At 56.3% G+C, this 11,381-nt stretch carries 12 protein-coding genes and 1 riboswitch; of the genes, 6 read left to right on the forward strand and 6 right to left on the reverse strand.

Going from position 1 to position 11,381, the window contains the following annotated elements:
- Positions 1-25 precede the first annotated feature (25 nt).
- The 4 genes from SANT_RS08975 (at position 26) to cspE (ending at position 2,763) form a co-directional block, all read left to right on the forward strand.
- Positions 26-295, forward strand: a complete 270-nt coding sequence (locus SANT_RS08975; protein ID WP_025421958.1) for a YebO family protein — start codon at positions 26-28, stop codon at positions 293-295.
- Between the two features lie 87 nt (positions 296-382).
- Positions 383-1,369 carry an MBL fold metallo-hydrolase gene (locus SANT_RS08980; protein WP_025421959.1) on the forward strand — a complete coding sequence of 329 codons (987 nt, stop codon included), beginning with the start codon at positions 383-385 and terminating at the stop codon, positions 1,367-1,369.
- A 1,026-nt stretch (positions 1,370-2,395) separates the two neighbouring features.
- Entirely contained in the window at positions 2,396-2,530 is a 135-nt protein-coding gene (locus tag SANT_RS23320; protein WP_071882013.1) for a DUF2627 domain-containing protein, read from the forward strand.
- Positions 2,531-2,553: 23 nt separating this feature from the next.
- A complete protein-coding gene (cspE, locus tag SANT_RS08985) occupies positions 2,554-2,763 on the forward strand; it encodes a transcription antiterminator/RNA stability regulator CspE (protein ID WP_005968829.1) in 210 nt (69 codons plus the stop codon).
- 393 nt (positions 2,764-3,156) lie between these two features.
- Here the strand turns inward: cspE and pgeF are convergent, their stop codons facing one another.
- Positions 3,157-3,882 (reverse strand): peptidoglycan editing factor PgeF, encoded by a 726-nt coding sequence (gene pgeF, locus SANT_RS08990; protein WP_025421960.1) that lies wholly within the window; start codon positions 3,880-3,882, stop codon positions 3,157-3,159.
- Positions 3,883-3,993: 111 nt separating this feature from the next.
- On the opposite strand from pgeF, the gene rlmA reads away from it, so the two are divergent.
- Positions 3,994-4,815 carry a 23S rRNA (guanine(745)-N(1))-methyltransferase gene (rlmA, locus tag SANT_RS08995; RefSeq protein WP_025421961.1) on the forward strand — a complete coding sequence of 274 codons (822 nt, stop codon included), beginning with the start codon at positions 3,994-3,996 and terminating at the stop codon, positions 4,813-4,815.
- Between the two features lie 157 nt (positions 4,816-4,972).
- On the opposite strand, the gene mntP is transcribed toward rlmA, so the two are convergent.
- The 5 genes from mntP to manX form a co-directional block, all read right to left on the reverse strand.
- Positions 4,973-5,560 carry a manganese efflux pump MntP gene (gene mntP / locus SANT_RS09000; protein WP_025421962.1) on the reverse strand — a complete coding sequence of 196 codons (588 nt, stop codon included), beginning with the start codon at positions 5,558-5,560 and terminating at the stop codon, positions 4,973-4,975.
- A gap of 47 nt (positions 5,561-5,607) precedes the next feature.
- Positions 5,608-5,748, reverse strand: a riboswitch (yybP-ykoY riboswitch).
- 197 nt (positions 5,749-5,945) lie between these two features.
- On the reverse strand, positions 5,946-6,407 hold the full coding sequence (locus SANT_RS09005; RefSeq protein WP_025421963.1) for a DUF986 family protein: 462 nt from the start codon (positions 6,405-6,407) through the stop codon (positions 5,946-5,948).
- Positions 6,408-6,471: 64 nt separating this feature from the next.
- Positions 6,472-7,320 (reverse strand): PTS mannose transporter subunit IID, encoded by an 849-nt coding sequence (locus SANT_RS09010; RefSeq protein ID WP_025421964.1) that lies wholly within the window; start codon positions 7,318-7,320, stop codon positions 6,472-6,474.
- 12 nt (positions 7,321-7,332) lie between these two features.
- Entirely contained in the window at positions 7,333-8,133 is an 801-nt protein-coding gene (locus tag SANT_RS09015; protein WP_025421965.1) for a PTS mannose/fructose/sorbose transporter subunit IIC, read from the reverse strand.
- Between the two features lie 89 nt (positions 8,134-8,222).
- Complete coding sequence (gene manX / locus SANT_RS09020; protein ID WP_025421966.1) at positions 8,223-9,188, reverse strand: PTS mannose transporter subunit IIAB; 966 nt, start codon at positions 9,186-9,188, stop codon at positions 8,223-8,225.
- Positions 9,189-9,773: 585 nt separating this feature from the next.
- On the opposite strand from manX, the gene SANT_RS09025 reads away from it, so the two are divergent.
- Entirely contained in the window at positions 9,774-11,330 is a 1,557-nt protein-coding gene (locus SANT_RS09025; protein WP_025421967.1) for a TerC family protein, read from the forward strand.
- Positions 11,331-11,381 lie beyond the last annotated feature (51 nt).

The raw sequence follows: 11,381 nt of genomic DNA on the forward strand, positions 1-11,381 counted from the left end.
GGTTCAATGAGTGGCAGGTCAGTTCATGAATGAGTTGGGAGTTAACAGCCTGAATATCGCAATCGCCGTGGCGTCCGTCGCGGTATTCGTCATCGTACTGGTGGTCTGGTTTTTTTTGAACCGTGCCAGTGTCAAAGCGAACGAGCAGATAGCTCTGCTAACCGAACTTCTCGAGCAACAAAAGCAGCAGACCGAGCTGTTGGCAAAACTCACCCGGGGAGACCCGCCCAACCCGGCTTCAACCCCCGTTCCCGGCGAACCTATCATGTTTAAGGATTTTATCGCCGAACGTTAATCCCCCGACGCGCCTGACCCCGCCGGCTTGTGAACGGCGGTTTATCCCTTTGCGTTGTCCGCCCCTGACAGGGAGAGTGCAAAAACCATGAGCAAGCCCAATCGCTGGTATGATTCCACCAAATCTCACCATACACCCACCGGTTTTACCAATCCCGATATCTCCCAGCGCGATCCCGGGGCGCTGAAACGCTGGCGGGAGGAGCGCAAGGCGCAAGGGCTGCCGCGTCCGCCCGGCGAGGGTTATGAAGCCTTTGTCCGCCAGTGGTGGCAAAAAGCGGATTTTAGCGGCGATGAAGACGCCGTCTGGTGGCTGGGCCATGCCTGCCTACTGCTGCGGGTGGGCGGGCAGCATATCCTGTGCGACCCGGCGCTGGGCCAGCGCGCCTCACCGCTGCCGTTTGCCGGTCCCCTGCGCAAAACGCCGTTGGCGGCAACCATCGCCGAATTGCCCAATATTGATTGGGTGTTGTACTCCCATAATCATTACGACCATCTTGACCGTGGCACGCTGCGGCGGCTGTTAAAACGCTTTCCCGCGCTGCGGGTCGCGGCGCCATTGGGCATGGGCGCTTGGTTGCGCCGACACGGCGTCAAGCACGTGGCCGAATGCGACTGGTGGGATGCGCTCACGGCGCCGGCGTTCGCGCTGCACTGTACCCCGGCACGGCACTGGAGCATGCGCTCGCTCTGGGACCGCAACCGAAGCTTATGGTGCGGCTGGGTGGTGTCCACGCCGCGCTGGCGTTTTTTCTTTTCCGGCGACAGCGGCTATACCCCGCGGTTGGCGGAAATTGGCCAACGCCTGGGGCCGTTTGACGCGGCGGCGTTGCCCATCGGTGCCTATGCACCAGAATGGTTCATGGCGGAAAGTCATATGAGCCCCACCGAGGCGGTGCGTTTTTATCAGGAACTTCAACAGCCCCGGGTGATCCCGATTCATTGGGGGGTGTTCGAGCTGGCGGATGAATCCCTTGACGAGCCGCCGCGCGAGTTACTGCGTGCCCAGCGCGAGGCGGGCGTCAATAATGCCGATTTCGCGGCGCTAAAGATCGGCGGTAAGATCACGCTATGACAGATGATGTGACCATTAGCCCGGGCGTCGGCGGCGCTAAAGATCAGCGGTGCCGTGGCCTGCTGGTGAGATGCGAGGCTAGGGGCGTGCCGGGGGGGCGGACCGACGGCCGTTTGATTGGGTAGCACGTGACCTGATGGCCCGGTATTTTGCCGGCCTGACGCCCCTGCGGACTCAGTAGAAGCGGTTTTGCTTCGCCGCCGGCGTAACCCTGCACGTCAGCCTGGAGGCGAAAGCGTTAACCGATGCCCTGGTCGCCCTCTTAATGCCAATGTGTCGCGCGTGCGACCCCGAAGATAATTAAACGAAGCGGTGTAAGAAATAATCTCAACCGCAATACTGGCCGATTTCCTTTTCCGTTTGTCATATTGCTTTAATATTCACCGTATATAGCGCGTTAATAACCAGATTGTCCAAATCCCTCGCGCGGCAGGTAATAAATGAACATTATGTGTCTTTTTTGTTCATTTTGCGGCATTAACCGCGCATAGGTTATTTTTAAATTTATTAATTGGCATATTAGCAGGTTGTGCACATAAAAAGATTGCACAACATTGGTGATCCTTTATAGCGCAACATCAGCACCGCGCTGGGGCGAGACGCGGGGCTCATAAGCGGATGTTATCCTGGTCGAAAGGCGAGCTGAAGCCCTCTGATGCGTCATGGACGCGGTCATAAAGGTTTAGCACAATCTTTCACTATGTTAGAAAAAGAGGTTATAAGGGGAAGGGTTAAAATTGTGAACTAGACCCCTTGTTTTCTTACAGTGATGAATGAATAGTTATTTCTGAATAATGCATTGGACGTCGGCAGGGGTTTGCGCTAATGTTACCCTTATCCGATAACGGCAGACCGTAGCGCTATAACCCCGTAGGAAATGAGGGTCTCCCGCACCTTATTGATGCGAGGCTGATAGCCCAGTGTCTTGATTATGTGCGACATATCCGGCCCTGATTAAAAATGGCTTGCCATTGTTTACAGAGTATGTGATAACGCAATTGGGTAAAACGAGGTACAGTTCTGTATATGAGTGGCATTTTCAGTAAAGAAGTATTGCGTGTAGACGATTTCGTTGCATACCGCTTCTCTGCCGATCCTTATCTTAGTGCCTCAAGCAGTAACGACTCCAGTTTGTCTCTGTATCGCCAAATGGCGAATTAAACACTCCAAAGGAAATATGCAAGATGGCAAAGATCAAAGGTCAAGTGAAGTGGTTCAACGAGTCTAAAGGTTTTGGTTTCATCACTCCGGCCGATGGCAGCAAAGACGTGTTCGTTCACTTCTCCGCTATTCAGGGTAACGGTTTCAAAACTCTGGCCGAAGGCCAGAACGTCGAATTCGAAATCCAGGATGGCCAGAAAGGCCCTTCAGCAGTTAATGTAACTGCCCTGTAATCCAGGTTGCTGCGGCAACGGTTAGTCATTTGACTAACGGATAACATCTAAGTCCCCCTGCTGGCTTCGCGCCCGCGGGGGGATTTAACGTTGGGGGTCGCTACGGGCCAATGCGGTAAATCATTTCCGCCTACCCCCCTTTCTTGCCAGACCCATTAATCATTCCCCGCGCCCTTGATGTCTACCGCTGTGCCGACGTCATTGCGCTATGCGGCGGCTTCAGGTTGTCTACCGCTGTGCTGACGTCATCGTGTTACCCGGCCGCTGCTCCACCGCCTGGATGTCTAACGCTTGGGTGTCGTCTCACTGTTGCTGCGCTGCTTTTTTCCCGGCGCGATACCTTCCCCGTTGGATAGCGCGTCCCCGCTGTACCCAACCGCCCCGGCCTGTGCCTTACACCGCGCCGTGATCTGGCAGAATAATCAGTCCGCTATGCTGATTGCGCCCGCTGATGGTCGGATGGGTGGGATCCCGCTCACGCTGCTGGCTATTGCGGCGAAAACTGGTATAGCGCATACCTTGCTCGGGCGCCGGCGCCGGGTGACAGAGGGTACAGTGGCCCAGGGCATCGACCGCGCTGAACCCCAGCGTCAAGAGCTGTTGCCGGGCGATGGCCGCCAAGTCCAGATAGCGCGGGCGCGGGGAGATAAGTGCTGCGGGGAACGGCAACCGCTGCGTAAACTCCTCTACCAGCGTCTGGCTGACTTCATAACAGCACGGCCCGGCCGCGGGCCCTATCGCCGCGACCCAGCGTGACGGGGAGTCGCCCGCGGCGTTGAGCGTGGCGGCGAACTGCCCGAGTATTCCGGCCAGCAGACCGCGCCAACCCGCGTGTACCGCGCCGATACGCCGGCCGTCGCGGCGGCAGAATAGCACGGGTAGGCAATCGGCGGTCAGTACCGTCAACAGTATGCCGGGAACGTCGGTAACGACGCCATCAAGCTCCCCCAGGGCCTCGCCCGGCCGGCTTACCCAGCCAATATCGGTGCCATGGACTTGCTTCTTGTCCGGTAACGTCGTTTGCCACGCTTGCAGTACCTCCGGCATCAGCGACGCTTTGTCGCCAAAACCGTGCGCCACCCCGTGTATCGGGGACAACAGGGATGAATAAGCTGTCATCAATGGTGTGTACAATCGGTGGATGAAGCGCCCAGTGTAGCGCGTTTTCTACCGCCAGAGGGGCTATTTTGCGCTACACTGCGCCCTAAATGTTTTCCGACCGGAATCGCCATGTCTTGTTTCCAATGTCCGCTTTGCCATCTTCCGCTCGTCCGGCACGATAAGCACTATCGCTGCGCCGGGCAGCACTGCTTCGATTGTGCCAAAGAGGGCTATGTCAATCTGCTGCCGGTGCAGTTTAAACGCAGCAAGGATCCTGGCGACGCGCCATTGATGATGGCGGCGCGGCGCGCCTTTCTCGACGCCGGCCATTATCAGCCGCTGCGCGATTGCGTAATGGCGTCCATCGCCGCGCTCACGCCGCATGCGGGTCTACGCTGGCTGGATATCGGCTGCGGCGAAGGCTATTACACCGCCGCGCTGGCGGACCTGCTCATGCGCCAGCGGCCAGAGGCGGAGGTGTACGGGATGGATATCGCGAAAAATGCGGTGCGCAGCGCCGCGAAACGCTATGCCCAGGTTCGCTTTTGCGTCGCGTCCAGCCAGCGCCTGCCGTTTGCCGATGCGTCACTGGACGGCGTCATGCGCATTTATGCGCCGAGCAATCCCGCCGAGCTACGGCGCACGCTGCGACCGGGGGGCGTGCTGCTGACGGTGACGCCCGGCCCGCGCCATCTCTATCAGCTCAAAGCGCTCATTTATCGCGATGTGCAGCTGCACGCGCCAAAGGAAGAAACCCTCGCGGGGTTTGCGCCGCTAGGGGAAAGCGCGCTTTGCTATCCGCTGCGGCTGACCGGCGCGGAAGGCGTGGCGCTGCTGCGCATGACGCCCTTCGCCTGGCGCGCCACCCCGGAGGTGCTCGAACGGTTGGCGGTCGCGACGTCGTTTGACCTCGAAACGGATTTTATCGTGCGCCTGTGGCGGCGGGTCTGAAGTCTGGGCGGCATCGGCAGTGCAAAAAGTCTTCCGCTCGATTAGCGTGGGCAGGGGAGGCCTTGCGTTATTGGGGCGGGTGGGGCGGTGAATATTCCGCTCGTTAAACACAGTCTGGGGAGATAACGGCGTTTTATTGGCGCGGGCAGCGCCGGGATTACCCAATCAAATTGGCGAGCATGGCTTCGCCGATATGGCTGTAGAGAATGTTGCAGCCGATGCCAATCAGGATGAAACCGCCAATAATTTCCGCTTTATTGCCCAGACAAGGCCCTACAAAGCGCCCCAATAGCATACCGATGGTCGACATAAGCAGGGTGGCAAGACCGATTAGCAACGCGGTGTGAACAATATTGACCTGTAGCATCGCCAGACCCACGCCGATGGCCAGCGCATCGAGACTGGTGGCGATGGCGGTGGCTACCAGCACGCCCAAGCTGTGTTTACCGACTATGGTCGTCTGCGCAGGCTGCGCTTTCCAGCCCGCCAGCACCATTCGGCCGCCCAGAAACGCCAGCAGGACAAACGCCACCCAATGGTCCCAGCGCATAATATACTGACTGGCCAGCAGGCCCAGCCCCCAGCCGATAAGCGGGGTAATGGCTTCTATGACGCCGAAAATCAGACCGGTACGCAGGGCTTCTCGCAGCGCGGGCTTGTGCAGCGTGGCGCCTTTGCCGACCGAGGCCGCAAAGGCGTCCATCGACATGCCAAAGGCAAGAATAAGTGTGGCGGAAAGATTCATTGTTAAGCCTCGGCTGGGCGCCCATATCCACGCTTTCCTGTCCCCCCAACCTTACCGACAGGTCCGCATGTCTATAGTCTCGCCAGCCGATGAAGGCCGCCCGCACCACGTTTACCAAAGAAACGAGTATGTTGACACGGGCATTTTCGCTACAAGGCAAAAATAGGCTACTCCCTAATGACGGCGCAACCTTAACATAATATTTCCCATAATAACAACTACAAAAATAACAGGGATAAATACCCTCAGGTTTGCTGTTGATTAATTGCGCGCAGCGTGAGGATAATGGCGGGATTTCGCCGGGAACTGACCGGGAAATAAAGAATAAGGTATTTTTCATTGCGTTGACTAATTTATTTAGCCAAGGCTATATAATTAATTTAACCTACTGTAACTCCATAAGAAAATGGTAAATATTCTCTAGATCGTCTAATTTATTGACCTGGATCAGCAAACGCCGTTTTTCCAGGTCAATAACCAAATAACCATCTTCCGATAAATTCATATTTTTGATACGAGAATAACGGATAAATACATTGCCATAAAAAAAACCTTCTGTCTTAAACAGCATACGTGGACGACGAATATAGGCCAGATAAACCACCATCAATCCCAGGATTAAAATCAGGGTGGAGGTGACGACCGTGCCGCCGGTTGTGATGTTTTTGTACAGCAGTATCAGCAGCAGGACGATAAAAATCAGGCCGTCCAGCCGGCCCTGGCGGCGCAGAGGTACCCGTAGCCGGGTTTTGCCGCGCAGTGCGTAATCCACAATAAACTCATCAAAGACGGCAAACAGCAGTGCGATAACAATCATTACCACCAGGCCGATATCGGTAACGGTCATGCTTCCCCCCAAAAAAAGCAAAAAAAAAACCGGGGCGACATCCCCCGGTTTGATAACGGTATGCTTACAGACCCAACAGTCCCACCCAGTAGCCGAAGATACCGATGACGAAGAAGCCCATAATAATCCACAGGGCGTTCACCTTGCGGCGCAGAAGCCACATACAACCGAAGGTCAGCAGCAGCGGCACCAGCCCGGGCATCAGCTGATCCAGAATCGTCTGGACGGTGGTGACGGTGGTTTGTCCCTCGGTGTTGGTGATACGGGACACCACAAAGGGGATATTGACGTGGGTCCACTTATTGACTAACGCGCCCATCACAAATAGCCCGAGGATGGACGCCCCTTCGGTCAATTTTTGCAAGAAGCCGCCGCCCATATCGTTTACGATATTGACACCTTTACGGTAGCCATACGCTACGCCGTAATAGCGGGTAGCCAGGCGCACCAGGTTAAACAGAATGAAAAACAGCAGCGGACCAAGCAAGCTGCCGCTCATGGCGATACCGGCGCCAAGAGCGGCGAATACCGGCCGTACGGTACCCCAGAAAATCGGGTCGCCGACCCCGGCCAGCGGCCCCATCAAGCCGACTTTGATGCCGTTGATGGCGGCGTCATCAATCGGTGCCCCGTTGGCGCGCTGTTCTTCCATGGCCATGGTGACGCCCAATACCGGCGCGGCGACATAGGGATGGGTGTTGAAGAACTCCAGATGCCGTTTGATCGCCTGCTTGCGGTCATCGTTATTTTCCGGGTACAGGCGGCGAATCACTGGCACCATCGAAAAACAAAAACCGAGCGCCTGCATACGTTCAAAGTTCCAGGATCCCTGGAACAGGTTGGAGCGGATAAATACGCCGCGTACATCGCCGGGCGTCAGTTTCTTTTGACCTGTAGCTGTAGTATCGACCATTTCTCTCACCTATTAATCCAGTTCATTATCGAGATCGTTAGCACCCTGCGCCGGTGCGGCCTGTCCTGCGACCCGGTTGTAGCGCGGGCTGAGCTGGATGTAGAGTATGGCCATGACCACGCCGATCACCCCCAGCGCCACCAGGTTAAAGCTGGTGAAGGCCGCGGTGACGAAACCGAGGTAAAAGAACGGCATCAAATAGCCCGCGCGCATCATGTTGATGACCATCGCATAACCGACCACCACAATCATGCCGCCGGCGATATTCAGGCCGTTGGTGACGACTTCTGGAATCGAACTGAGCATGTTGTGTACGGCGTCTGTCCCGACCGACACGCCGACGATGACCGCAGGAATGGCGATGCGCATCGCCTGCAAGACCAGCGCTGAAACGTGGATCCAGCTCAGCGCCGTCAGGTTGCCGCGTTCGGCGGCGCTGTCGGCGGCATGCTGGAAGGCGACGGTGATGGTGCGCACGATGATGGTCAATACCTGTCCGGCGGCGGCCAGCGGGATCGCCAGCGCGATACCGGCGCCGACGCTTTGATTACCGGCGATGACCAGAATGGTGGAGATGATAGACGCCAGCGCGGCATCGGGCGCCACCGCGGCGCCGATATTCATCCAGCCCAGCGCGATCATTTCCAATGTCCCGCCGATGATGATACCGGTTTTCATGTCGCCCAGGACCAGACCAATTAAGGTACAGGCCACGAGCGGACGGTGAAACTGAAATTCGTCGAGAATCGATCCCATGCCTGCAATACAGGCGACGACGAATATCAGTACAATTTGAAGCGTGGTGATCTCCATTGTACTTCTCCTCTTACCTTGCGTAATAGAGCGATGAATCCGTTTCCAGGCAAACTTACGCTCTTAAGGGTGATAATGCGGCGTAGGGCTTAATTGCCGAGTTTTTTAATTAAATCCATCATCTTCAACGGGGAATCGCTGGACACTTTACGCACTTCCAGCTCGATACCGCGTTCGTTAAGCGTCTTAAACGCCGCGATGTCTTTTTCGTCTACCGACACGGCATTGTTCACCTGGGTTTTACCCTGGCGAAAGGCCATACCCCCAATATTGACCGTGGTAATGCCGACGCCGCCCTCGACCAGACGCACGACGTCGGTCGGGTTGGTGAATAACAGCATGACGCGGTCATTGGCATATTTCGGGTTGTCGTAAACGCGGATAGCTTTCGCCACGTCAACCACATGGGCCGTAACGCCCGGAGGCGCCACCTGGGTGAGCAGGGTTTTGCGCACCGTATCCGCGGCCACTTCATCGCTGACCACGATAATGCGTTTAACGTTGGTCTCTTTCGTCCAGCGGGTGGCTACCTGGCCGTGGATCAGACGGTCGTCGATACGCGCCAGACCAATGCTCATGTGGCCACCTTGACCAGCCGCCACCGGCGCGGCTTTCGCCACCGGCGCCGGCGCGGCGGCGGGCGGAGCCTGTTCCTCCTCCGGGGCTTTTAGCGCTTTTACGCCAATACGTCCGGTTTCCACCGCGATACCGACCAGCTCTTGAAAGGTAGGATTATCGTCGCGGGCCATAAAGGTTTCGGCCAGCATGGGGATATTTACGCCGGTCACGACTTCATAATTTTCTTTATCGATGACAATCCGGCTGGCGGCATTAAACGGGCTGCCTCCCCAGGTATCGACCAGAAATAACACGCCTGCTGTGGTGTCAAGATCCGCCAGACGGGCGGTATATTTTTCAATCAATGTTTCAGCGTTTTCGCCGGGGACGAAATCGATCCAGGCGACGTTGTCTTGTGCGCCCAAAATCATTTCGGCCGTTTTCAATAATTGCTCGGCCGCTGACCCGTGAGTGCCAATAACAATAGCAATACTCACTGGATACCTCCTCTATTGACAAAATGGGTTATGCGCCCCGCACGAAAGCCGTGTCGAGGGCCCTAACTCTTTGGTGGTATAACTGCAAAGTCAGGAACGATGCCTGCCCTGACCGATGTCCGCCCTACAGATTGATCTGCTTCAGTTATTGGTTCGGACGATCATAAGTAAATCGCGATTTATTTTAGTGTGTAAAAAAATAAAAATTGTGACGGCGCTCAGTTATTTGGCTACCGGAATCGGTACAAGCGCACAAAAGAGTGTAGCTGAGAATGAACAAACGGCTTGAAGTGAAAAAGTTTTGTGCCGGGCGGTGATTCCCTGATACAGTAAAGCGTTTAAATTATAAAAGGAGCAAACAGCCCTCCGATGGACTGTCACCGAAGCCGTTTCATCATTGTTTGTCCGCTTGCGCGGTCATCGTTGTCCTCTCACTGGCGCTTCGCGCTGGATCCTGCTTTCGTCATGTTTGATCCCGCTCCCCAAGAAAGTGTGCCTCTTGGCGGCTTGCCCCTGCGCGTTTGCCGGCAAAGATGCGGTTTAACCCTGTAATCTCTACAGCCTAAATACCTTACGGAGCCTGTGATGGAATTCTTAATGGACCCCTCAATTTGGGTGGGATTATTGACCCTGATCGTATTGGAGATCGTTCTCGGCATCGACAACGTGGTCTTTATTGCGATCCTGGCGGACAAACTCCCGCCCAAAAAGCGCGATCGCGCGCGGGTGGTAGGTCTGTCGCTGGCGTTGATTATGCGCCTTGGGCTGCTGTCGCTGATTTCGTGGATTGTTACGCTGACGCGACCGCTGTTTCATTTGGGCGACTTTTCCTTTTCCGGCCGCGATCTCATCTTACTGTTGGGCGGGATTTTCCTGTTGTTTAAGGCAACCACGGAGTTGCACGAACGTTTGGAAAATAAAGAGCACGACAGCAGCGCCGGCCGCGGCTACGCCAGCTTTTGGGCGGTAGTGGTGCAAATCGTTATTCTCGATGCGGTATTCTCCCTGGATGCGGTCATCACGGCGGTGGGGATGGTTAACAATCTGCCCGTCATGATGACCGCCGTGGTCATTGCTATGGCGATTATGCTGCTGGCCTCTCGTTCGCTGACCCGTTTCGTTAACCGTCATCAAACCGTGGTGGTGCTGTGTCTCAGCTTCTTGCTGATGATAGGCCTCAGCCTGATTGCTGAAGGTTTTGGTTTCCATATTCCGAAAGGCTACCTGTATGCCGCCATCGGCTTCTCGATCCTGATTGAGATGTTCAACCAAATAGCGCGCCGCAACTTTATCAAAAACCAGTCCGCCAAGCCGATGCGCGAACGTACCGCGGAAGCGATTATGCGGTTAATGGGGGGCAGGGCGCAGCGCGAAACCGGCGAGGATGATTCGGCCCAGGCGTTCAAGCAGGCGCATTTCGCCGACGAAGAGCGCCATATGATCACCGGCGTGCTGTCGCTGGCTTCGCGCACCCTGCGCAGCGTGATGACGCCGCGCAATGAGATAACCTGGCTGGACTGCCAGCGGCCGGTAGAGGAGCTGCGTGCGACATTAATGGAAACGCCGCACAATATGTTCCCGGTCTGTAACGGCGAGCTGGATCAGCTTATCGGTATCGTGCGCGCGAAGGATTTGATGGCGGCGGTGGATAACGGCGAACAGGTCAAAGCCTACGCCGCCGCCAATCCGGCGATCGTCGTGCCGGAAACCCTGGATGTGTTGAAGCTGCTGGAGGAGTTGCGCCGGGCGAAAGGCAGCATGGTGATGGTGTCCAACGAATTCGGCGTGGTACAAGGGTTAGTGACGCCCCTGGACGTGCTGGAAGCGATTGCCGGTGAGTTTCCCGACGAAGACGAAACGCCGGAAATAGAGGTCCACGAGGACGGCTGGCTGGCGAAAGGCAGTACCGATCTGCATGCGCTACAGCAGGCGCTGGACACCCAGGCGCTGGCGCGCGGGCGGGATAACGTCGCCTCGTTGGCCGGCTTGCTGTTATCCCAGTGCGATCAAATGCCGGTGGAGGGGGATGTGCTAACGCTTGACGAATGGCGCTTTACCATTCGCCAGATGGTGGAATATCGCATTGAGCAAGTGTGGATTGAACGCCTGGCGCCGCGGCACGGCGAGGATGAGGAGGAGTAATCCGTTAAACGGCGCCGACGTGGCGCTGAGTATGCGCCTTTGCCGGATCCC

Origin of the sequence: Sodalis praecaptivus (assembly GCF_000517425.1) — a bacterium.
Classification (GTDB): domain Bacteria; phylum Pseudomonadota; class Gammaproteobacteria; order Enterobacterales; family Enterobacteriaceae; genus Sodalis_A; species Sodalis_A praecaptivus.

Excerpts from the sequence above, each read along its gene's own strand:
- SANT_RS09005 (WP_025421963.1), bottom strand. The coding sequence starts at position 6,407 with ATGACCGTTACCGATATCGGCCTGGTGGTAATGATTGTTATCGCACTG.
- SANT_RS09025 (WP_025421967.1), top strand. The coding sequence starts at position 9,774 with ATGGAATTCTTAATGGACCCCTCAATTTGGGTGGGATTATTGACCCTG.
- SANT_RS23320 (WP_071882013.1), top strand. The coding sequence starts at position 2,396 with ATGAGTGGCATTTTCAGTAAAGAAGTATTGCGTGTAGACGATTTCGTT.
- cspE (WP_005968829.1), top strand. The coding sequence starts at position 2,554 with ATGGCAAAGATCAAAGGTCAAGTGAAGTGGTTCAACGAGTCTAAAGGT.
- rlmA (WP_025421961.1), top strand. The coding sequence starts at position 3,994 with ATGTCTTGTTTCCAATGTCCGCTTTGCCATCTTCCGCTCGTCCGGCAC.
- SANT_RS09010 (WP_025421964.1), bottom strand. The coding sequence starts at position 7,320 with ATGGTCGATACTACAGCTACAGGTCAAAAGAAACTGACGCCCGGCGAT.
- pgeF (WP_025421960.1), bottom strand. The coding sequence starts at position 3,882 with ATGACAGCTTATTCATCCCTGTTGTCCCCGATACACGGGGTGGCGCAC.
- SANT_RS09015 (WP_025421965.1), bottom strand. The coding sequence starts at position 8,133 with ATGGAGATCACCACGCTTCAAATTGTACTGATATTCGTCGTCGCCTGT.
- SANT_RS08975 (WP_025421958.1), top strand. The coding sequence starts at position 26 with ATGAATGAGTTGGGAGTTAACAGCCTGAATATCGCAATCGCCGTGGCG.
- mntP (WP_025421962.1), bottom strand. The coding sequence starts at position 5,560 with ATGAATCTTTCCGCCACACTTATTCTTGCCTTTGGCATGTCGATGGAC.
- SANT_RS08980 (WP_025421959.1), top strand. The coding sequence starts at position 383 with ATGAGCAAGCCCAATCGCTGGTATGATTCCACCAAATCTCACCATACA.